The 23,633-nt window shown below is 53.9% G+C and carries 17 protein-coding genes; all 17 read right to left on the bottom strand.

Going from position 1 to position 23,633, the window contains the following annotated elements; translation table 11 throughout:
* On the bottom strand, positions 1 to 345 hold a 345-nt coding region (locus A3714_RS07155; RefSeq protein ID WP_156493840.1), incomplete at its 3' end, for a hypothetical protein.
* 55 nt (positions 346 to 400) lie between these two features.
* Positions 401 to 2,845, bottom strand: coding sequence for a DUF6160 family protein (locus A3714_RS07150; RefSeq protein WP_156493057.1), 2,445 nt, complete (start codon positions 2,843 to 2,845; stop codon positions 401 to 403).
* 3 nt (positions 2,846 to 2,848) lie between these two features.
* Positions 2,849 to 3,643 (bottom strand): hypothetical protein, encoded by a 795-nt coding sequence (locus A3714_RS17720; RefSeq protein ID WP_156493839.1) that lies wholly within the window; start codon positions 3,641 to 3,643, stop codon positions 2,849 to 2,851.
* Positions 3,640 to 4,932, bottom strand: a complete 1,293-nt coding sequence (locus A3714_RS07140) for a hypothetical protein (RefSeq protein ID WP_156493055.1) — start codon at positions 4,930 to 4,932, stop codon at positions 3,640 to 3,642. The genes A3714_RS17720 and A3714_RS07140 overlap by 4 nt, the downstream gene beginning before the upstream one ends.
* A gap of 403 nt (positions 4,933 to 5,335) precedes the next feature.
* Complete coding sequence (locus tag A3714_RS07135; RefSeq protein ID WP_063509576.1) at positions 5,336 to 6,820, bottom strand: bifunctional 2-methylcitrate dehydratase/aconitate hydratase; 1,485 nt, start codon at positions 6,818 to 6,820, stop codon at positions 5,336 to 5,338.
* A 165-nt stretch (positions 6,821 to 6,985) separates the two neighbouring features.
* Positions 6,986 to 8,164, bottom strand: coding sequence for a 2-methylaconitate cis-trans isomerase PrpF (prpF, locus tag A3714_RS07130; protein ID WP_063509575.1), 1,179 nt, complete (start codon positions 8,162 to 8,164; stop codon positions 6,986 to 6,988).
* A gap of 116 nt (positions 8,165 to 8,280) precedes the next feature.
* The gene (gene acnD / locus A3714_RS07125) at positions 8,281 to 10,872 is read right to left on the bottom strand and encodes a Fe/S-dependent 2-methylisocitrate dehydratase AcnD (protein ID WP_063509574.1); all 2,592 of its coding nucleotides are present in this window, start codon (positions 10,870 to 10,872) and stop codon (positions 8,281 to 8,283) included.
* Between the two features lie 168 nt (positions 10,873 to 11,040).
* A complete protein-coding gene (gene prpC, locus A3714_RS07120) occupies positions 11,041 to 12,171 on the bottom strand; it encodes a 2-methylcitrate synthase (protein ID WP_062816067.1) in 1,131 nt (376 codons plus the stop codon).
* Between the two features lie 86 nt (positions 12,172 to 12,257).
* Positions 12,258 to 13,145 carry a methylisocitrate lyase gene (gene prpB / locus A3714_RS07115; protein WP_063509573.1) on the bottom strand — a complete coding sequence of 296 codons (888 nt, stop codon included), beginning with the start codon at positions 13,143 to 13,145 and terminating at the stop codon, positions 12,258 to 12,260.
* A gap of 72 nt (positions 13,146 to 13,217) precedes the next feature.
* A complete protein-coding gene (locus tag A3714_RS07110) occupies positions 13,218 to 13,916 on the bottom strand; it encodes a GntR family transcriptional regulator (RefSeq protein WP_063509572.1) in 699 nt (232 codons plus the stop codon).
* Between the two features lie 97 nt (positions 13,917 to 14,013).
* Complete coding sequence (locus tag A3714_RS07105) at positions 14,014 to 15,960, bottom strand: hypothetical protein (RefSeq protein WP_156493054.1); 1,947 nt, start codon at positions 15,958 to 15,960, stop codon at positions 14,014 to 14,016.
* A gap of 44 nt (positions 15,961 to 16,004) precedes the next feature.
* Positions 16,005 to 16,907, bottom strand: a complete 903-nt coding sequence (locus A3714_RS07100; protein ID WP_156493053.1) for a hypothetical protein — start codon at positions 16,905 to 16,907, stop codon at positions 16,005 to 16,007.
* Between the two features lie 56 nt (positions 16,908 to 16,963).
* Complete coding sequence (locus A3714_RS07095) at positions 16,964 to 18,610, bottom strand: OmpP1/FadL family transporter (RefSeq protein WP_231867832.1); 1,647 nt, start codon at positions 18,608 to 18,610, stop codon at positions 16,964 to 16,966.
* 51 nt (positions 18,611 to 18,661) lie between these two features.
* On the bottom strand, positions 18,662 to 19,678 hold the full coding sequence (locus A3714_RS07090) for a transporter (RefSeq protein ID WP_063509568.1): 1,017 nt from the start codon (positions 19,676 to 19,678) through the stop codon (positions 18,662 to 18,664).
* A gap of 45 nt (positions 19,679 to 19,723) precedes the next feature.
* Positions 19,724 to 20,533, bottom strand: coding sequence for a C39 family peptidase (locus A3714_RS07085; protein ID WP_063509567.1), 810 nt, complete (start codon positions 20,531 to 20,533; stop codon positions 19,724 to 19,726).
* Positions 20,534 to 20,735: 202 nt separating this feature from the next.
* Positions 20,736 to 22,643, bottom strand: coding sequence for a sulfotransferase (locus A3714_RS07080; RefSeq protein ID WP_063509566.1), 1,908 nt, complete (start codon positions 22,641 to 22,643; stop codon positions 20,736 to 20,738).
* Between the two features lie 110 nt (positions 22,644 to 22,753).
* Positions 22,754 to 23,614 (bottom strand): DUF6160 family protein, encoded by an 861-nt coding sequence (locus A3714_RS07075; RefSeq protein ID WP_063509565.1) that lies wholly within the window; start codon positions 23,612 to 23,614, stop codon positions 22,754 to 22,756.
* Positions 23,615 to 23,633 lie beyond the last annotated feature (19 nt).

Below are 23,633 nucleotides of genomic sequence, written 5' to 3'. Positions count from 1 at the left end.
ATCAAGGCCCGCTTTATAAAACGTAAAACCATTGGTGAACTCTTTATCCATTTGCAATAGCGCCTGACCAGACACATTAGACATTTCTTTGTCAGCCATCTCAGTCATTGCACTAACCGGTAAAGCGACACCCAACAAAACAGTTGACATGCAAAACACTAACGCCATCCATGCTTTTTCTGAATAAATTCGCGAGAATAAAAAAATACTACTCATTTTAGAGAAGCTCAGAAGATAAACGTAAAATATATTTTTCATGACAAAAAAGATTCTCTGAATCAGGGTCCATAGAGAGGCTAGAGAGTTAATGGCGAAATTTATTGTTATTCTCTGGTTGCTCATCATTTTGCCTGCTCTGTTGTCTTGTATGACAGCTCCACACACAGTCGGTTTACAGTGCTTACGGAGAGAACGGCACTGCTGCGCTTTGTGGCTCCAGCGTGATACTAGAGTGAATCTGCGCTGAAGGAATGACCATACGACCGAGTTTGGCGTCACCTAGCATAATGCTGTCGATAATTACAGGTTGCCCTGCATTAGCACTAGAAATACCTGGAGCCGTTTCTAGGACGCTGCTCAGGTGGTCGGTCGCCGCATACCCAACTTTTATATTATTGGCGATTATCATTTTGGGCTCAGGGCTCATTGCTCTTTCACTAGTCCCAACGATATCTACTCTTCCCTCAGTAAAGGCCAGGTCGCCCGTAATATTGGCAAGCTTTATTGCTGCTTGCGGCTGACTTGGTTCAGCAATAGACAAGTAACTACCGCAATTCGAATCACCCTGTGAACCACAGTTAGCCACGTCCGTGGTAGCACCCAACATTCCGTCACTATGGGTGGTCCCGAGACTCAATGCACCACTAAAGCCCAAATAATTGTTGCCAGCGGTAGAGGCAGGATCAGACGGGGAAAATCGCAGGTTAACCAACCCTTCCAAATTCATGTCCAGATTCGCACCGTTAACAGTCTGTGCTCGGGAGGTGCTATCAGGATCGTAGTCGGGATGGCCTGGCAGCAGCCCCCCACCAAAGGTCGCACGATAGTTGAACCGTGCTTCTGGGGAGAAAATATCGACGCCGCCAGAATAGTAATCGCTTCCATTCTGCGGTTTTACCCAAATTCGGGTATCGTTACCCGCCACGACAAAACTGGAACTCATAAAACCGATGCCCATGCTGGCATCAGTATCAGCTATCATTAGATGTGTGCCGTGGTCCCAATTCTGGGTCTGAAGCTCATTACTTGCATCAAGCGTTTGCGATTTCAGTAAAATGTCCGCAATGATTCCATCCCCGCCAACATATGATGCTGATCCAGAATCATAACGAGTGCCACCAGGATATAAATAAAAATTGGCATCAATATTGGCCAGCGAGTAGATGAGGCCCCAGTCGAATTCCCGGGTATTTACTGTTTCTCCATCTGACTGTCGCTCTAGTAGGCGAACCTTACGAGAGTAGGCTTGGAGCTGGCCATCGCGAACCATAATGGCGAGAGCTCCTGAATCACCTTCATGACTGAAGCCATAATAATCACCGATGCGACCTGGCTGAATATTCATGAACTGACCGCCCGCGCTATCACATCCTGCAGCCTGAAAATTTGTGCCATGCCCCCAGCAAAGCCCACCAGGTCCCTGCCCTGCACCATTAATTACATCTATTGCGATCAATGGAAAATAATGGGCGGAGGGTTTTCGCTCTGTCCGCTCCCCCCACATGGTCCAATCGCCAAGCTCAAAGTTCACCCGGGACTGGTCTGCGCTTGCAACGTCAGCAGTTTCGCCAAGCCTCCAGCGAAATTCATTTTCTGCGGACAGGAAGCTGTTCGCGGCGATATCGTCGAGATTCACATAGTCCCACTGTGAGCTAAAACGCAGCCCTTCTGAGGTCACAGCACTGGCACCATATGGGTCAAACACACCGACCGTTGCCCCTTGCCAAACACCACCGGGCATCCACTTAAGCTCAGCATCGCGAATGCTACCCAGGAAGCCAAAATGCATTATTCCACGAGCATTATTGGTAACACGGAATTCTTCAGCTCCGACTTTCTGGCCATATATTAAATCGAAGTCCAGCGCCAGGTTGATCAGATCTGACGCTTGAATATTGGACGAAGTAGGGACCTCAGATGACGGGCCGGACACAGCGTTCGGGTTATAAGGGTGGCCTGCACGATGGACGATTCCTTGATTATCGACACCAAGAATACCCTCTGGAATCTCCCAGCGCAGAGCAAAGTCATGCATCGCTATCCAGGGATTAGTGTCGTCACCTTGGCGGTAGAATAAATCTGCATCACGGATTTCACCTAACAGCGAGGCTTTGTTGTAACCCATGCTGAAAATACCGCTGTTTACTAGATCGATCCCACCTTCAAAGTCGAAGGCAAATGCTCCCATGGAACGTGAATTACTTGCGGAGGGAATAGTTATTGAGTCTGCCTGCACGCGAACACGACTATCAGTGTGCAGGCCAAGACCCAATAAGGGAGCGCCATCAGCGTCTGCACCAGCATCAACAGTGAAAGTAGCGGCAGCAGGAGCAGCTCCTACCATGGTGCCATCTGCCCCGACTCCATCAAGATTGATTGTATTCAGGCTTATCTCAGCCGCATCCGGTTGCCACTTAACAGCGTCTGCATTCCAACCTTCAGTCGCTTCCAGATTGATCGTCAGACCATCCTTACCGGAAACGCCCGCCAAATCTCTGTCATCAAGAGCCTGCATAGCTACCGCGGGGAAAGTCGCAACAACCAGTGAAAATGGCAGCGCTCTAGTGAGTAGTGGGCTAGCCACTGAAAGAGAAACGCTTTGTATTGTTATTCTGCGTTTTTTCATGGTTTAGAAGCCGTACATATAGAAGTTACCGCCGATAGCAATACCAGCCTGATGACTATTATTGTCTGCAATTTCAAACCCTAAAAAGGACCCGAAATTGTTTGCCTGCCAACCGGGAGCTGCTATCCATGTTTCCCCAATCTCAGGCTCATTGTATTCAACAGCGAGTCCTTGAACATAAACACCCAAGCGGACATCATTGTAGCCTTGGCTAGTGCCAGGTTGCCCTGCAACGCCTGGTGTATATACACCACCACTTTCTGGGTATTGAGCTCGAACAGCAGGCGAGTTATCAATCCACGACGTTGTGCAGTCACCGAAGAGGCAATCCCCTGCCTCATTACGAAACTTGTCATCATTAAAGCTTATCGCTTTGTTAGCTGCACTAACCCCGTTTTCTGTCACTTGATCTCCGCCAAGAAATGCAGCATCTAGACTCAAACGATTCATTTCCAGTGAGGCATGCCCATTCTTGAATACCAACCATCCAAAATCACGATTTTCGAGCTGCAGGGCAAGTCGACAGTTTAAACTGGCTAAACCAGTACAATCAGCGTTAGCCGAACCAATATCTTCATCGTTTGTAACTTCATGAGGCGGCCTACTGTTGTAGTAGTATTGCAAGCTAATGAGTACGCCTTCCTGACCCGTGACACCGCCCATTTCTGTATCATCCATAGGTTCAAGCGCAAAGGCCGAGCCTATATTTAAAAACATCATTACAAGACAAAAAAACACGAAACCTCGCAGCGGTAAAAGCAACGGGAGCCCAAGTGGTTTTCTAACGCAACTCGTCATAACCCAGCCCCCAAAGTAGTGATTTTCATATGGTTGATGCGCATGCCTTCAATCCTGGAGATCCCAAGATTAGTGACAGTATCAGGGGTCACTGTTCCTGAGCCGATGCCGGTGCCGCCACTAACAAAGTAAATGCCGTTATCAGTAGATTGTGCACCCGGCACTGCAAAGCCCTCAGTAGACCCTGGGTTGTCAAAACGGGTGAAGTCTCCCCAGCGAACATAGCCACGCGTATCTTTGTTGGGATTCTGAATTTCTCCGCTAACAATATTGCAAGGGCCATCGCAATAAAAATCTTCATAAACTGCAGCGATATTGGGAATTCGGGTCAGCTCGATAACAAAGTTACCGCGCTCGCTACCGGTGCGCACGGCATCCAGGGTGAGAGCTTGATAATGCAGTTGGCCTAGCGGCAGATAAGCATCAACATTTTTGAAGTACATGCCTTCGTTGTCTTCGAAGTTGGGCACCCAATGCAGGCGGTCTTCAGAGTCAGCTTGCTGGCGAACAGAGAAACGAAAATCGCCTGAGAGAGCACTTTCGTAGGTGATGCCGAATGTGTTGGAATCTGCCCAAGGGTAAAGCGCCGAGTCCATACCGGTGGTACGCATCAGGCGCAGGCGGGCAGGTCTGCCGGCCGCAGTAACCGGTTTACCGTGGATTATGGTCTGGCTCTGAAGGAAATCGGCACCACCAACGTTATAGCTATTGTTCAGAGCGCCATCGGCCGGATTGTTATTTAATCGATCCACCTCAAGCTCACCCCAGAAAGACCAGCGCCAGCGGTCAGTATCGCTGGGGCCTATCAACTCCATCACGGTAGGCATATTTGCTGGGGTACTGAGATAAGCGCCCGAATAGTCATAGCCCTCGTATTGGTAGGCACGCAGCAGGTAGGGGTCGTAAATGGAGGCAAAGGCACCGATTCCCCCACCATTGTCCGTACCCATTGGACAAGCCAGGTAATCATTACCGAAAGCACCGCCGGAGCCGCAGCCTGAACCATGCCAATCCATACCGGCGATTTGCTCCCCATTGGTAATTGAAAGGCCGTAGTAACGGGCATCACCCCGTTCCCAATCTGCACCCTGTGCCTGAGTGCCCGTGAGTTCTATATAGCTGGTAGGGGCAAAGCGGAAACTGAAGTCATCCATGGCAAATGCCAGACCCGTGCCCTGAACTTCGGACATTGAGTCATCGCTCATTTCTTGAAGAGCCATTGCCTGGGAAGCGCCGAGGGTGAGGGCCGCTCCCAGCAGCATGTGGGAAAGGGAGTTGTTGCGCCGCACTGTGACCTCTGTCTTGTTGTTATCAGTCTGGCCATGAAGGGTCTTTGGGCAGGACTGGTTACTTATGCCACAAGGTTACACAGGCTGTTAACGTGTCACAACATGTGTTAACAGAAACACTACACGATGTCAGATTTAAAATTTAATGAATTTCAACAAGTTGAAACCTGTATACACCGAGTTTACTCAGCATATAAATATTCGTGCGCCAGGAATTCACTCCGCCTGTTACAAATATGCACACTTTGGGGGGAGATTGTGGATGCTGAATCGCATCAAGGGGCGTCACTAACTATGCGGATGAGGTGCGGAGTTGGGCGGTTCGCCATGCAAGCATGGCCCCAACAGAAAATTCGGGGGTTGCGTCGGGCTGACGAAATGCTCCGACTGTACTGCCGAGCTCTTACAAAGCCAGCATGCTCATGAAGTCATTGACCGGCATAGTTTCAAGCCCATCACGGTCCTGGCAGCGTTCCAGGATTTTCTCTGATCGCGCCAAGGGGAAGCAGGTAAGCAGGTTACGACGGAATTTGCTTTCCAGAACAGGGATCCCCTCCTCCCTGCGACGGCGGTGTCCAATGGGATATTCCACCGCCACCTTGTCCGTGCGGGAACCATCCTTGAATACTATCTGGATGGCATTGGCGATGGACCGCTTATCAGGGTCGTGATAATCCGACGAATACTGTTTGTCTTCCCGGACGATCATTTTGTCGCGCAGGGTGTCGATCCTGGGGTGGCTAGCATGGAAGTCATCCTCGTAGTGTTCGGCAGTCAGTTCACCGAATATGAGGGGTACGGCGACCATGTATTGCAGACAGTGGTCTCTGTCCGCCGGATTGGCCAACTTGCCATCCTTGGAGATGATACGAATAGCGGAATCGTGGGTGGTAAGCTCGATCCTGTCGATTTCGTCGAGACGATCCTTTACCTGAGGGTGCAGGGTCACCGCCGCTTCACAGGCCGTCTGGGCATGGAACTCTGCCGGGAAACTGAGTTTGAAGAGAATATTCTCCATGACATAGGAGCCATACTCTCGCTGAAAGCGGAATCTGCGCTCTGCCTCGGGTTTGATCTGCTGATCCTTGTTGGTCTTGGAAAACAGTACGTCGTAGAAGCCCCACTGCTTGGCCGTCAGCGCACCGGGGATCCCCATCTCCCCTCTCAGCGCGATATCGGCCAGCCGTACGGCCCGGCTGGTGGCATCGCCGGCAGCCCAGGATTTTCGTGAACCCGCATTGGGGGCATGGCGGTAGGTACGTAGAGACTGACCATCAACCCATGCATGGGAAATGGCGGAAAGCAGCTGTTCGCGATTGGCACCCATCATTTTTGCTGCCACGGCCGTGGACGCCACTTTCACCAGCACCACATGGTCGAGCCCTACCCTGTTGAAGGAATTCTCCAGTGCCAGTACGCCCTGGATTTCATGGGCCCGAATCATTGCATCCAGCACATCCTTCATGGCCAGCGGCGCCCTGCCCTGTGCCACCTTCTTCTGGGATAGGTGGTCTGCCAGCGCCAGGATAGCTCCCAGGTTATCCGATGGATGCCCCCACTCTGCTGCCAGCCAGGTGTCGTTATAGTCCAGCCAGCGGACAATGCAGCCGATGTCCCAGGCAGCTTTGACTGGGTCAAGACGGTGTGAGGTGCCAGGTACGCGGGCAGGATGGGGAACCAGGGTGCCCTCCACCAGGGGGCCCAGGTGTTTGGTGCACTCGGGAAAGCGCAACGCCAGCAGGCCACAGCCCAGGGTGTCCATCAGGCAATGACGCGCCGTATCCCAGGCTTCTTGCGAATCAATGCGGTAATTCAACACATAGTCCGCAATGGCCTGAATTTCCGGGTCATAGTCCGGGCGTTCGTTACTATCCACATTGCTGGGCATGGTGACGCCTCCCCGTTGATGGGTTGGCCTTCAGGGTCGCCCCGGGGTGACAGAGGGTCAAGGCTTGAAAGAGATTAAATGGGTGGGTATTCGCCTTGCGAGCAAGGCTCCAACGGCAGAACAAATCGCTGGAGCTTTACTCGCAAGGTAAATCGGCAGAGCCAATCAGAAGCAATCGCCGGGGACCCGTACCCAGCCTTCCATCAGCACCCGTGCACTACGGCTCATGCTGGCTTTAGTGGCAGTCCACTGGCCGTTCACTTGCTGGGCGCCGGCACCGACGCGCAGGGTGCCGGAGGGGTGGCCGAAGGTTACGCTGTCACGTTCGCCGCCACCGGCGGCCAGGTTAACCAGGGTGCCCGGCACCGCCGAGGCACTGGCGATGGCCACGGCGGCGGTGCCCATCATGGCGTGGTGCAGCTTGCCCATGGACAAGGCCCGCACCAGCAGGTCCACCTCCCCTTCTCCGATTTGCTTGCCACTGGATGCGGTATACGCCTTCGGTTTTGCCACAAAAGCAATTTTGGGGGTGTGCTGGCGGGCTTCCGCTTCCTCGATATTCTCGATCAGTCCCATGCGCACGGCACCGTAAGCGCGAATGGTCTCGAATCTCTGCAGCGCGTCCTTGTTTTCGTTGATATCCCCTTGCAGCTCGGTACCGGTGTAGCCGATATCTTCTGCGTTCACGAAAACCGTAGGAATGCCAGCATTGATCATAGTCGCCGGAAAGGTGCCGACGCCGGGGACTTCCAGCTCATCAACCACATTGCCCGTGGGGAACATGGCACCGTCGCCATCCGCCGGATCCATGAAATCCACCTGTACCTCCGCGGCCGGGAAGGTCACCCCGTCCAGCTCGAAGTCACCGGTTTCCTGGACTTCCCCGTTGGTGATCGGTACGTGGGCGATGATGGTTTTCTGGATATTCACCTGCCAGATGCGCACCACCGCGATGCCATTTTCAGGAATGCGTTCGGCAGCTACCAGTCCATTATTGATGGCAAAAGCCCCTACCGCCGCGGTCAGGTTGCCGCAATTGCCGCTCCAGTCAATAAAGGGCTTGTCGATGGAGACCTGACCGAACAGGTAATCCACGTCATGATCGGCGCTCTCGCTCTTGGCCAGAATCACTGTTTTGCTGGTGCTGGATGTGGCACCACCCATGCCGTCGGTGTGTTTGCCGTAGGGGTCCGGGCTACCGATCACTCGCAGCAACAGTTTGTCACGGGCCTCGCCTGGGACCTGGGCCACCTCCGGCAGATCCGTGAGGCTGAAGAACACGCCTTTGCTGGTGCCCCCACGCATGTAGGTGGCGGGGACTTTGATTTGAGGTGCATGAGTCATGCGTTTTCTCCTTCAAAAAACCCCGATGAGCGAAGCCATCGGGGTTTCAGATTCTTCGCCTTGCGAACAAGGCTCCAACCAATTTCGCTGAAGCCTTGCTCACATTAACGAACGACTTAACTCGCCTCTGCCATGAAGTCCTTGGCGAACTTCTGCAGGATGCCGCCGGCGGAATACACGGAGACTTCCTCGGCAGTATCCAGGCGGCACTTGACCGGTACGCGTTCCACATCGCCATTCGCACGGTGGATCACCAGGGTCATGGTGGACCCGGGCGCGCGCTCCCCTTCCACGTCGAAGATCTCTGTGCCATCCAGACCCAGGGTCTTGCGGGTAGTGCCTTCTTCAAACTGCAGAGGCATGACACCCATGCCGATGAGGTTGGTACGGTGGATGCGTTCGAAACCTTCGGCAACGATGGCTTCCACACCCGCCAGAGCCACACCTTTGGCCGCCCAGTCACGGGATGAACCCTGGCCGTAGTCGGCGCCGGCGATAATGATCAGCGGCTGTTTGCGGTCCATGTAGGTCTCAATGGCTTCCCACATGCGCTTCACTTCGCCTTCCGGCTCAACCCGGGCCAGGGAGCCCTGGATCACATTGCCCTGCTCGTCCTTGACCATCTCGTTGAACAGCTTCGGGTTGGCAAGGGTGGCGCGCTGGGCCGTCAGGTGATCGCCACGGTGCGTGGCGTAGGAGTTAAAGTCTTCCTCCGGCAGGCCCATCTTGTGCAAGTAGGCACCGGCAGCGCTGTCCAGCAGGATGGCGTTGGAGGGCGACAAATGGTCAGTGGTGATATTGTCCGGCAGGATCGCCAGTGGACGCATGCCTTTCAGGGCACGGGCCTCGGCCATGGTGCCTTCCCAGTACGGCGGACGGCGGATGTAGGTGCTCTGCGGGCGCCAGTCGTATAGCGGGCTGGCTGCGCGTGCGCCGTCGCCTTTCTTCTCGAACATGGGGATGTAGGTCTTGCGGAACTGATCCGGCTTTACGGATGCCTTGACGATGGCATCGATTTCCTCGTCAGCCGGCCAGATATCCTTGAGCATGATCGGATTACCATCCTGGTCATGGCCCAGCACATCCTTCTCGATATCGAAACGGATGGTACCGGCAATGGCGTAGGCCACCACCAGCGGCGGCGAAGCCAGGAAGGCCTGCTTGGCGTAGGGGTGGATACGTCCATCGAAGTTCCGGTTACCGGACAGTACTGCAGTGGCGTACAGGTCGCGATCAATCACTTCTTTCTGGATTTTGGGATCCAGCGCGCCACTCATGCCGTTACAGGTGGTGCAGGCAAACGCCACCACATCAAAGCCCAGCTGCTGCAGTTCCGGCAGCAGGTCCGCTTCTTCCAGGTACATCTTGACGGTCTTGGAGCCCGGCGCCAGGGAGGATTTCACCCAGGGCTTGCGGATCAGGCCCAGCTTGTTGGCGTTGCGGGCAATCAGGCCGGCAGCGATCATGTTGCGGGGGTTACTGGTGTTGGTGCAGCTGGTGATGGCAGCAATGATCACCGCGCCATCGGGCATTTCACCTTCTTTCTCTTCCCACTTGCCGGAGATGCCACGATTGGCCAGTTCAGAGGCCGGCAGCAAGGCATGAGGGTTGGAAGGGCCTGCCAGGTTGCGGCCAACGCTGGTCATGTCGAACTTGAGAACACGCTCGTATTCGGCAGTCTTCAGGCTGTCCGCCCACAGACCGGTGGCCTTGGCATAGGTTTCCACCAGCGACACCTGCTTGTCTTCCCGGCCGGTGAGTTTCAGGTATTCCAGGGTGTTATCGTCAATGAAGAACATGCCGGCAGTGGCGCCATATTCCGGCGTCATGTTGGCGATGGTGGCACGATCGCCCACGGACAGGCTGTCAGCGCCTTCGCCAAAGAATTCCAGGTAGGCACCGACAACACGCTCGCGGCGCAGGAACTCGGTGATCGCCAGTACCAGGTCAGTACCGTTAATGCCGGGACGCAGTTTGCCCGTGAGCTCCACGCCGACGATGTCAGGCAGACGCATCATGGACGGGTTGCCCAGCATCACGTTCTCGGCCTCGAGACCACCGACACCAACAGAAATTACGCCGAGCGCATCCACCATGGGCGTATGGCTGTCGGTACCGACACAGGTATCCGGGTAGGCAACACCATCGCGCACCTGGACCACCGGCGACATTTTCTCCAGGTTGATCTGGTGCATGATGCCATTACCCGGCGGAATCACGTCCACGTTATCAAAGGCGGTCTTGGTCCAGTTGATGAAGTGGAAACGGTCTTCGTTGCGGCGCTCTTCCACCGCCCGGTTTTTCTCGAAGGCATTATCTTCAAAGCCCGGGTGTTCCACAGCCAGGGAGTGGTCGACGATCAGCTGGGTTGGTACCACCGGGTTAACCTTGGACGGATCACCGCCCTGCTCGGCGATGGTGTCGCGCAAGCCGGCCAGATCCACCAATGCGGTCTGGCCCAGGATGTCGTGACAGACAACCCGGGCCGGATACCAGGGGAAATCCAGGTCGCGTTTACGCTCGATCAGCTGCTTCAGCGAGTCGGTCAATGCTTCCGGCGCACAGCGGCGAACCAGCTGTTCGGCGAGAATCCGTGAAGTGTACGGCAGTTTGTCGTAGGCCCCAGGCTGGATCGCATCGACGGCCGCACGGGTGTCGAAATACTCCAGCTCGGTGCCGGGAAGGGCTTTGCGGTATTCGGTGTTCATAGCCTGGGACTCTTTAGTCAATCCTGGGGACGTCTTACAGTCGCACGTCAGACGCTTTAAACAATTTCTGTTGCGCTCAAATGGGTAACGAATGGTGACAATCAAGCCACCTCGATCCGCATCGGCTTGAACGCCGGGCGTCCGACATCAGACGCCCGGCGCGGTCAATCAGCCGCGCTCGGCGATCGGGGTTACCTTGCGCAGTTCCGGACCGGTGTACTCCGCACTGGGACGGATGATGCGGTTATCGGCACGCTGCTCGAACACGTGGGCGGCCCAGCCAGTCAGACGGCTCATCACGAAGATCGGGGTGAACAGTTTGGTGGGAATGCCCATGAAGTGATACGCAGATGCATGGAAGAAATCCGCGTTGCAGAACAGTTTCTTCTCGCGCCACATTACTTCTTCACAACGCACGGATACCGGATACAGCACCGTATCGCCCACATCCTTGGCCAGCTTTTCGGACCATTGCTTGATGATGGCATTCCGCGGATCGGATTCGGTGTAGATCGCGTGGCCGAAGCCCATGATCTTTTCCTTGCGCTCCAGCATGCCCATCATTTCTTTCTCGGCATGCTCCGCATCGGAAAACTTCTCGATCATGTCCATGGCCGCTTCGTTGGCGCCGCCATGCAAGGGCCCCCGCAAGGAACCGATGGCTCCGGTGACACAGCTGTGCAAATCGCTCAGGGTGGATGCACAAACACGGGCAGTGAAGGTAGACGCGTTGAACTCATGCTCTGCATAGAGAATCAGAGATACGTTCATTACCCGCTCGTGCAGCTCGTTGGGCTTTTCGCCGCGCAGAAGATGCAGGAAGTGGGCGCCAATGGATTCGTCGTCAGTTTCCGGATCGATTTTCACGCCATCGTGGCTGAAACGGTACCAGTAGCAGATGATGCTGGGGAAAGCGGCCAGCAGACGGTCGGTGGCATCTTCCTGCTGACTGAAATCGGTTTCCGTTTCCAGATTACCCAGCATGGAGCAGCCGGTGCGCATCACATCCATGGGGTGCGCATCCTTGGGGATTTGCTCCAGGACAGTTTTCAGCGCATCAGGCAGACCGCGCAGGCTTTTCAACTTGGCCTTGTAGGTGGCCAGCTGGTCCTGGGTAGGCAGCTCCCCTTTCAGGATCAGGTGTGCCACTTCCTCGAACTCGCAGTTCTCGGCAAGGTCTTTCACATCATAACCTCGGTAGGTCAGCCCCGAGCCACTCTTGCCAACGGTGGAGAGTGCGGTTTTACCTGCTACCTGGCCACGCAGGCCTGCGCCACCGAGTTTTTTGCCTTCTGCCATTGTTTATCTCCTTGTGAAACTCATTTTCAGCAATACGAATTCTGCTCTGTGGGAACGTCTTTCAAGCCGCTCCCAGATAAAATCTCTCAGCCCTTGCCTTTGGCGAAGAGGGCATCCAGCTTCTGTTCGTAATCGTGGTAGTTCAGGAAATCGTACAGTTCCATACGTGTCTGCATGATGTCTACCACATCCCTCTGATGACCCTGCTCGCGGATGCTCTGGTACACCTTCAACGCCGCCTGGTTCATGGCACGGAACGCACTCAGCGGATACAGGATCATGTCGGCGCCAGCCTCTGCCAGCTCTTCGCGGGTGAAGAGTGGCGTCGCACCAAATTCAGTGATATTGGCCAACAGCGGCACATCCCCAAGCCCTTTCTTGAAGGCCTTGTAATCTTCCAGGGTGTGCACAGCCTCAGCAAAGATGCCGTCTGCTCCGGCATCAATACAGGCTCTGGAACGCTCGATGGCCGCCTCCAGGCCATCTTTCTGGAAGGCGTCGGTACGGGCAATGATGAAGAAATCATCATCGGTCTTGCCGTCTACGGCCGCCTTGACCCGGTCAACCATTTCCTCCTGGGAAACAATTTCCTTGTTCGGACGGTGCCCACAACGCTTCTGCGCCACCTGGTCTTCCAGATGCACCGCGCCAGCGCCGGCCTTGATCATTTCCTTGACGGTACGGGAGATATTGAACGCCCCACCCCAACCGGTATCGATATCGACCAGCAGCGGGGTTTCCACGGCACTTGAGATGCGGCGCACGTCTTCCAGCACGTCGTTCATGCTGGTCATGCCCAGGTCCGGCAGGCCATAGCTGGCATTGGCCACTCCGCCACCAGACAGATAGATCGCCCGGTACCCGGTCTGTTCTGCCATCATTGCCGCGTAGGCGTTGATGGTGCCCATGACTTGCAACGGTTTTTCTTCGGCCAACGCCTTGCGGAAACGGCCCCCGGCGGTCAGTTTACTCATACTCAATCTCCTCGTTATGTGCCTCAGGAGCTTGCCAGCATGCGAACCGGGTTCGCCACGCGAGCATGGCTCCTACGGGGTATCTGGCGATGTGGTGTACTGGTTTTCGATATTCTTGCGGGCACTGCTGATATGGCGACGCATTAACAGCTCGGCCATTTCCGCATCCCGGGCCTCGATCGCTTCCACGATACGACGATGTTCATTAAGGGCTTTCTGGGGCCGATTGGCCACGGTGCTGAACTGATAGCGATACATACGCACCAAGTGGTAGAGCTCACCGATCAGTAACTGGCTGAGCGTGGCATTGTGGCTGCCCTGAATAATGCGGTAGTGAAAGTCCAGATCCCCTTCGCGCTGGAAATAGGCCACATCCTCACGCAGATCCTGCTGCTGCTCATGCTGGGCCAGCACATCATAGAGGCCGCGGACTTCCTCGGCAGTCATATGCTCGGCGGCGAGCCGGGCGGCCATGCCTTCCAGAGCTTCACGCACATGGTAGATTTCGATCAGGTCACTGACACTAAGAGAGGCCACGCGAGTCCCCACATGCACCACTCTTTCAAGCAATTTGCGGGATTCCAGGCGGCGTATCGCTTCACGGAGGGGGCCACGACTGACGCCATAGCGGCTGGCCAGCTCGGTTTCGCTGACCTTGGAACCAGGCAGTATCTCCCCGCGCACGATATCGTCCTGGAGCCGGGCAAAGACCCGGTCTGCCAGTGTTCGTGCACGACTATCTGAAAGTGAGCCTGGGGAAGCTATAGACATAAAACAGCCCGATTGTTGACAATCTGAACAACCGGGCTGGACTTTACGCCCCTAAACAGGATGTTTCAAGGGGCATTGTTGACAATTAGCGTTAAGTCTAAGGAGCCATTGGGTCACAGTCAGGATCGCCAGGCGCACCCTTAAAAAATTGCACTGCGCCGCTGCGCAACGCATTGAACCGTCGCGCCTCAGGATCGCTGGGCTCCCCTTCCCCGAAACCCGCGAGAACGATGCGCGGCAAAAAAGTCTCCTCTACCCAACGAGCACGAAGGCCAGTCTCGAAGTTTTCATCAGAAAGTCGGTAAAGGGGGCCACAATCATCAGCACCCGCTGTCAGATCAACACGCCCTTCAATAGTCGCATTAAAATGCGGGGTGTCGGCTCGTTGATCCAAACCAGGGGCCAACCGAATGGAAAGATTGGCGCTTTTGGGGTCGTCAAAACTTCGGGTGACAAGGCCAACAGCATAGGTGTTTCCGCAGGCGCCAGCGGCACCAGTGGTTACCAGTCCGTCAGAAGTAATCCTCAAACAAAATTCGCCGATATCATTTTCATCCTTCCGCACACGTTCACGGCTTACCGTCTCTCCGCCCAGTGTCTCGGGATAATTACCATTATTATTGCTGATTTCTTCATTCTCATCCGTGTCTTCGTTCGGGTCGATAATATCCATACAGACGCCGGCGTCATCATCATCACCAAGGTCGTCATTAACGCAGGCTCGCATCAAACGGATCGTGTAATCACCGACTAACTCAGCAGCAATATCAGGCTTCGCCTGAACAAAACCGGTTTTGGTAGCCCGGAAAGGAAGCGGCTCACCAGTCAATTGCTCATCAAGCAACTTGCCGGTTATTTTCCCTTTTTCTGCCTCTTCCAGTTCCGAACCAGCACCGGGAAAGTCCAGCCGGAAATCGCTATTACCCTGGATCTCCACACCGGCATAAAGGCTTGAGCCAAGGAAACGGCCGGAAACCTGGGCATCGGTATTGTTGTCCGCAGCTTCACCAATGCCCGCACTAAGGAGATTGACCGACAGTGTGTCGTCGCTTTGATTCTGAAGTTCAAGAAGCGCGGATAATCCAGCAGTGGAGCTGAAGCCCAGGTAATCCAGTACCTCATTACCTCCCTCTGAGGCCCGCACACCCAAACCGCCACCGAGAATATCGCCATCAGGGAGAACCAATGCATTGAGAGTAAAGGATACCGTCGAGCCATCCTCTCCACCAAAATCACACCCCTCAAGAATGATGCACTCCCCAGCAATTTCAAAGGCATAGAGGCCGGCGCGGGTGCGGTTATTCCCCTCAACAAGGCGAGCCTCGTAATTGCCGGTATCGTTGGCAAACCCATCCACGGGGGTTTCACCGTTTACCCGGTCAATAAAGCCCTGCCAAGCAGCCTTGAAATCGTCAAAATCGCTGTAGTCAAAACCATTGTCTGCGGCAAGTTCAGGTTGCGCATCAAGAATGGTGTTGGGATCACCGGGGTCGGCAGGCAGAGCCTGGTCGCCGGGAATAATGATCTTGTCGGCAGGTTCATTCCCCTGTTGATTGAGAGCATGAAGCAACGCAGAGCGGTTCAGTGCCGGGCTGGCTGTACCCAGCGCACCTTCTCGGATCGCGGTACGACGAGGCGATTCAATCAAATCCGCAAGGGTTAATTGGTAGGTTCCCTTGCGCAACTGCTGCGGCAGCAGGTATGTACCCAAGCTGACGCGATTGCCTTCAAAAATCGCACTCCCGATATAAAATTCAATACTACGAGAATTGGCGGGGCAAAGGGCATGAAATGCGGGCACTTCGATATCAACCCCCGCGGGCGTATAGGCCTCATCACGTGTAAAGCCATTGGAATTGCCGCACCGATAACCCAGGTTTGCAACACGCGGCCCTTGCAACTCGATCAGTGAATCACCGCGAGGGTTGATGTCACAGTTAGCTCCTAACGGACACCCCGGAACCGTGGCATCAGAAAAATCCTCGCCGCCATTACAGCCAGCCAGCGCCAGGGCAGCAATAGCCATTAATGTTAGATGTCGCATAATTCTTTACCTGTCATCTCAAGCCAGGAAGGTCCCGACTGAATTCATTGGGCGGATAGCAGCAATTCGCCGTTCAGTACTGCCTGCAGCCCATCAGTACTTGGCTGTTGTTGTTGATAAGGCAGGAAAACCACCAAGTGGCGTTGACCGGATTCACGCGGAAAGGTTCCATGCAGATAGCCGTAACGGTACCAGGTCTCCGGGTATTTTCGGCTGAACGGTTGATCGATAAGAAGCAATGGGCGCCCCTGCTCATCCAGCCAGAGAAGCTGGGCAGCCACATAGTCTTTTTTCCGGATAAATGCCTTCAGATCAAGACTGTTAACATTTTCGGCCAACTTCAGCGCCTTTGCCTTGAATGGCTGATCACCAAGCAAGACCTGACTGTCCGGACCAAACGAAATCAGCATTTCCTGCCCGGCGCCAAGGGTTTCGCTTTCGTCAAGCAAGTGCAGGCAGCAATCCTGCCTTATCGTCCGGTAGGTTTCCAGGAACCCATCGCCGCCGGATAACTCCGCATAGTCAGGCTCAACCCGGTTTTTGGCTTCTTTCTCTGCCACCATATCCACCGGACGGCTCACTAGTTGACCACTTTCATCCACATAGGTGATGAAGCGGTCTCGCTCTTTCGCTGCAAGCTCCTGGTCAATCTCTTCACTGGGCCGGTAATCTTCAAGGGGTGCAGACAGCAAATCCGCACCGGATGTGTCGACAGTTTCAACACTGTCTTCCTTGACCTCTTCCGCGGCTTGCTCCGACACGGGCTTTTCAATGGTAACCAGGTTCCCCTGGGCATCCGTGTAAACGTAAAACTCACCCTGCCCCGGGTTGCTTTGGCAGGCAGAAAGAAGCAGGCAAAAGGCCATCAAAAATGCAAACAAATGCATTGCAGGCTTCACGCCATGACCCTGCATCTTCTTGTGTTTTCCGCGACTGCATGCACCCATGATGATTCTGCAGGACTCCTCGCAAGCCAACCTGGCAGCGTTCGTTGTATGCAATATTAGAAACGGGTCCTGAACGCCAGCCCCATAATCGTGACTGTCGCTTCGGTTTTGATATCCAGCCCCCCATAGGGGTTGTACACCACATTGTCGATACCCGTACAGTTTGCCGCACAGCTTGAATTCGCCGGGATTTCATCCTCGCTACGAAGCTGGGCAATCCCCAGGTCGATATCCGTATCCTTATCCCATTTGTAGCCAAGGCCCAGGCTGTAGTATTTGGCCTCGTTGATCGGCACCAGCGGGCTGCGGCGATCCTCGGGAATTGCCGACGCCCGCGGCTCGTACCCGGCGCGAAGCTGAATACGACCGGTGAGATCATAGGATGCACCAAACGCCAGATTCCATGTGGACTGGTAGTTCAGCGGATAACTCAGCCGCGTTGAGGTAGAACCCGGTGAAAACAGCCGCGCGAGACTAAGCACCGCCGAGCTGCGGTCAAAGGCAAAATCGAAGGAATCCCACTCTTTGTAATCCGCCCAGACCGCATCAATATTAAACTGCAGTCGTTCTGTGGGGCGAATTTTGATGCCGGTCTGGAATGACGCCGGCATGGTCAAATCCATACTGACTCGGCCCACTTCCTCTGGTGCAACACGAGAAGGTATCCCAAGCACCGCCAAGGCAATGGCCCCGGTGGCGGATCCACCAATGCCATTGATGGTTTCCTGGGCAGCATTGGAGTAGCTGATTTTATAATCACCGCGCATATGCGTTTTGGCCGCAGAGCGCCATACGGCCCCCCAGGCAAAACGGTCATTAGGCTCCCACAAGACACCCAGGTTGTAAGAGGGGCTGAACCGCTGATCCATTTTGACGTCCAGGGATGCCAGATTCTTGAACGGACCCAGGCCTTCCTCCGGTCGGCATATCCCGAACAGGATCAGATCAAGCGCGATGTTCGATTCCCCTTTGAAGGGGGCACAGATGCTTTCATCCAGCACTCGAGCAAAGCCCAAAAGCTCATTGGGAGCTCGGAAATCTTGCTCCAGGGCAACCGCCTGAAAACTCATGCCGATGGAGGCACCGATGGAAAGCTCATCATTCACCCGGTAGCCCACCGACGGGGAAAGATAGGTAATCCGCTCCAGGGCAACCCTTTCACCCATGAAGTTACCGACATCATCTTCATCGCGATAAAAACCGGCCGCCATGGGCAAATACGTGGCGGTACCGAAGGTAAATTTGGAGCCTGCCGGGCGAATGGAAAATGCCGGCAATGGGCCGGCAATCAACGGCCCCGGCGGCAGATCCACGGTATCGTTAATAAAGGGGACATAGAGAGAAATCCCCTCAATAGTACTGTTCGCGGTTTTAAAATCCCGACAGAAATCCACACCATCATTGGGGGCATCATTACAAACCACCGGATCATCGGAAAAGCCGAAAACGTTATAGTCCGGTGGCGCGGAGAACTCCGAGTTTAAGCTGAAGTCTGCTGCCAGAAACTGCAAATCGACCCTGCGACCATCCAGTTTGGCAAGACCCGCCGGGTTAAAGTGAATAGCCATAATCCCCGGTGGATCGGCCGTGACTGCGTGGCCCATGCTCATGGCCCGCACATCGATCGCCAGGTTGTTCGCCAGCTGGGCGTTGACACTCGTTGCAAACGCCCCACCCAGCAGAGCCACCAGGCCAAAGACCAACGCCTTCTTGTTATTTTTCATGGCATGCCTCTCACAACTGCAAATGTCGGCTTAGGCACCGGGTTTCAGAGCACTGAAATCAATCGGCATTGACAACCCAAGCAACACGTCCGGAGAGTCTTCGGTGAGACCGAAGCCGAAACTGAAATTAATGATTCGGTTCTTGGAAGTACGCAGGCCAATGGAGGTGTTCACCACACTGGAGGTGGAGTCTTCAGAGCGGGCAATACGCCCACCATCAAAAAAGAATTCGGTATCAAAATTATAGGATTGCTGGTAGCTGGCGCTTAAGGACACTTCATAGGAAAGTGCATAGGCCATCCCCATGGAGAAGTTGATACTGTCGCCGGGGTTCACTTCCTCAAGGATGTCAGACCCACGACGCTGATTAAGCCCGGTAATATCAAAGGCCATGGTGTAGCCTAAGGAACCGTAGAGTACGACCGGATCAACAACCTTGCTCATGCTCACGCCACCGCCCAGGGAGTAGAAGCCGGAGCCACTGGACACCTCACTATTGACGTTGATGTCGTAAGGACTGTCACCGGTAGGGGTGGTCAACGTGGTGTAAAGGGTGGTGTTAACGGCTCCGGGTCGCACCGGGAAAGGCTGATAACGCAAACCGAAGGAAACATCACCCAGTGCAGCCTGGGACACATCTTTTTCGGTGTCATATTTGTACGAGACCGGCAGGCGGGTATTGAAGGTCAGGTTGTTCCAGATCCCGTAGTCAAAGGACAAGGACGAGCCAAATGAGTGCTGGGCGTCCTGTTCAATGCGAAACCGGCTGATGTTACCGCTGTCTTCGTCCAGAGCAATATCAATACGGTCATCACGGAAATAATTATAGTTGGCAGAGAAATTCAGCGACATCTGGCCACTGGGCAGCAGGGAGTACTGTTTCTCTGCGGCCTGAAACACCTCTTCCAGGTTCTTTTCTTCGGTTACATCGTCTTCTTTGGTCTGCAGGGCATCGCGCGCTTCCTCAACGCTTTCAGCCGCCCAGGCAACGGGCTGGGCAAGCAGAAGTGCAGCCAGGGCTGCCACTTTTCCAGACTTCATGTTCATGCAAAGCCTTCCTTTATTCTGTTTGTTATTTGCCACTGCAGGCTCTTATTTTCTGAAATAGGTACGGGTTGGCACATTGATCACTCTCTCTGTGCCGTCGTCTTCCTCAATCAATACTCGGCGAAGCGTGCTGGCCTTGTCAGCCCAGTTCTCAATGGTATTGGTGAATACAGGAAACTCCTGGAATGCCAGCCGATTGACGGTACGTTCGTCGAGCAAACGGAGATCATAATCTGTTAATTCCAGACCATCCTGGGGCTCAAAGCCATTGGGGAAGACAATAAAGAGGACGTTCTGGTCCCACACCTCAAGGAATTTGGATTCGGTAAAACTGATATTTCCCAGTGCAGGATCAGCCACAAACACATGACCATTCTGGTATTTCTTCAAAACAACGAAGTGCTTGAAGCCCCCATAGGCGATAGGCACGATGGCGGGGTGGTCGAGCGTTTTAATGTCTTTGATTTCCGCCTTGAAGCCACCACTGGGATGACCCAGAGCCGTTGCCAATCGTTTCATATCCAATAACGAAAAGCCTCGCCGCTGGACAATCTTCTCGGTTTCGCCAAACCGCAGAAGCCCTTCCATTATCTGGCGCTCCTGGAACTGGCGTCCAAGATATTGATTCAGCACGGTCGTCAATGCAGCAGAGCCACAGGAATAGTCGTACGCCTGGCGTGTGACATTGTGATAACGGAATTCAGAAACCGGCTTAACGACCACCCCCCTCTCGCGCAAGGTGCCGCTCCCGGTGGGGTGCTCATAATAAATCACGCCTTTTTCGGGGGGCTCGACCACAACCGACTCATTGGCCGCAAAGTAGATCAACGCTACACCCAGCATGGACGTCAGCATGGCAAGTTATCCGCTGTTATTGTTATTGTTTGTTTCAAACATAGGTAGCCATGTTAACCATGTACCAGTAGGCAGGCAACCACCTATTCAGACAGACTCGGGTGGCGTTCCAGCCAATCTTTGGGCAGCCAAATAAAGGTTATTGCTTACTCTGGCAAACATATGGGATTATTTGCGTAAGAAAGTTCAAACAAGGTACATCCTAGTCCGGTAATGGCTCCAGGCCATGTGATCTCAGAGCATCCACCATAGGCCCCAGATACTCCTCATATTTTTTCCAACGAGCGACGCCCTGTGTAAAGAGGCCCTGACTCACTTGATTAATACTTGCTGTGCTCACTTTGCCCTTGGCATTTTGGAACTCCAAGCACCGTGCATCCCATGTAAGCCCACAATAAGCAAGCAGCTTCCTGACTTGCGGCTCAAAATCGCTGACGAGACTCTCGTACTGTAGGGAATGGAACTCTTGAGCAGGCAATTGGCTATACCAAAAAGCCATATTGTCATAGAAAAGAGCCACTTCTCGGGCGCACCCGTCCATGGAAAAGCTGAACAACTGACTGGCAAAATTTTGCCGATAGCAGCCAAAGGCAACATCCATCATATTCCGGCGAAGATCGATAAAACTAGCTTCGGGAAAGGCGGCCTTTAGCAATCCGGCAAATTTATGATTGTTAATCCCTTTATTTACCAAGCGTTTACGCGTATCAAATCCTGCCGCTGCCGCCGCCTCAAGATAATATTGGCGGAATTTCTGAACCTTTCCTGCTGACATTTCACGATGTAGGTCAGGGACTGAAAATAAAGAGCGCTCACCGGTCAATGCAAACCAAGCCTGCTCGGCAAAATCCGACTCCCCAGTTGCCTCAGCATCTTCATGCACCCCAAGAATCTGCTCTACCAGGGTACTTCCGGAACGAGGAAGACTCAGAATAAAAATTGGTGCGGGACTAGATTGGGTGTTCGAGTCCACCGCCCATTCACGGATCTTTTCCGCAGAATAGCACTCACGCGAGGGGAGCACCCTTGAAATATAGTTATCAAAATCAAACCGTATCAAGCCATGCTTCAAATTATTACCCTTTTCCAAGGACCGAAATTCCAGCTCCTTTTCTCCAGAAAGCTCGAAGTGAAAAGCCATCGCGAAATGAAAATCCGCTGCGACCGCCTGCCGCCCGAACTTGCCTGCCAAGCGTGCCTGCTCTTTGATACAGCTTAATTCTTCATCACTAAGAGGGCTTCTTGTAAGCTCCATAAGCTGCTTCCATCCATTGGCAATTCCCGGCTCCCTTTGCAGCAGTAAACGTAAACGCTCGCAGGCCTCCGCATTGCGGCCATGAATGTTATCCAAACGCACGCGTTGCAATATCCAGTCTGGATCTTTTTGATGCAGCGAATCCACATCATCCAGAAACCGTTCAGCACGGTCATATTCACCGATATGCAAGTAGACGTCGACGAGCCGTCTTCGCGCTAAAGTGCCAACTACCGGATGGTCCTGAAGATTTTCCAGCTCTATCTGCGCCTGCCGATAACGATTTGCCTGGCGAAGAGCCTCTCCGTAATCAACTTTAGGGCCAACAGCGTCCGGGAAATCTGAAACTAATTGTTCAAGCAGGCGAAGCGACTTCAATGCCTCCCCTTTTTCCAGGAAACACACTGCAAGCCTCTGGCGGGCCTCAGGGAAACCAGGCTCACGATCCAAGGCCCTACTAAAACAACGTAACGCTCGCTCCACATCCTTGGTACCGAGCAAGCTCTCGCCCAGTCCGAACCAAGCCTTGGCCTGACTGTCATCCTGCTGAATTACCTGTTGATAAATATTCGCAGCTTCTTGCCATTGTTCAGCTCGGATCAGCATTTGCCCCAACAAAAGAGCACGGTCGAGCCGCCCTCCATCCAAGGAAATTGCCTTCTTGAGGCCTAAAATCGCCGGTTGCACCTGATTCAAGTTCGCACATGCCTGGGCATAGATATCCCACGCCACACCAGATGTAGCGCCCTGCTGAAAGGCGAGATTGATAACCTGCTGCGCCTTTTGAGAAAAGCCTTGTTGAAGCAATGACGCAGCTTGGCGAACCAGCGCCTGAATATTCGGGGTTTGATTCATCGTTATTAAAAAATCGATATATAATAAGTTAACTGCATATCGTCAAAAAACAAAAACCCGACCTGAATGGCCGGGTTTTTGGTTTGCAAGCCATATGGCAAGCTTCAGCTTTAGTGACCGGAAATTTCCAGGCTACCACTCAGCTGCAGGCCGACCAGCTCGATATCGCCAACATTGCCGCCAGCACCGTTACCGATATTGAGGTTAGCGAGGCGAACATCCATGCCTCCAGCGTTACCGATGCCAGAAAGGCCGATATTCAAGGAGTCAGTATCCACGTTGATACCGGTAGAGACGGTCAGATCAGTACCACCGTTATCCACAATGCTTACGTCCTGGGTAATACCGCCGCCGCTGTCAGCATCATTAATAGCGAAGCCGCTAATGGAAATACCATTAGAGATGGTGGTGTCGATAGCGATCATATCACCTTGAGCTTCATTACCCAGTTGGATGTTCAGGGAGGTCCCCGCACCCAGAGTCAGGGAACCCAGGCTGATCACGCTGTCAACACGGTTGGTGCCAACGGAAGTGCCAACTGTCCAACCTGCGCTAATCGTGGAGGCAGTAGTCCGGCCGGAATCCGCCACATCCAGATCGCCCATGTTCACGTCAATGCCGTTGGCCAGATCCACATTGATGTTCAACGTCGGATCATTACCTGCGTTGGTACCTGCATCAATTTCAAGGTCAATCTGAGCAGCACCACCACCGATAGCGGTAATGGCAAAGTCCTGGAAGATAAGTGCCGCAGAATCAAGGCGGTCATTGGAAGTGTTACCAGCGGGATCGGCGAAACCGTCAGCATCGTGAATACGCAGTTCAGCACTCAGCTCGGTGTTAAGACCAATGCTAATACCATCCTGACCAGTCACACCGGACAGCGCGCTGTCTTCCATGGCTTCCATGGAAAAACCGGTAGCCGGAAGGGCTGCAACGGCGGCCGCCAGAGCAAGCTTCTTGAATTTCATTGTAATCTCCTCGTGTGCA

This window comes from Alcanivorax sp. HI0007 (assembly GCF_001635525.1).
In the GTDB taxonomy this organism is placed as follows: domain Bacteria; phylum Pseudomonadota; class Gammaproteobacteria; order Pseudomonadales; family Alcanivoracaceae; genus Alcanivorax.
Note: the sequence above shows the minus strand (reverse complement) of the source record. Positions and strands in the feature narration are given on the sequence as shown.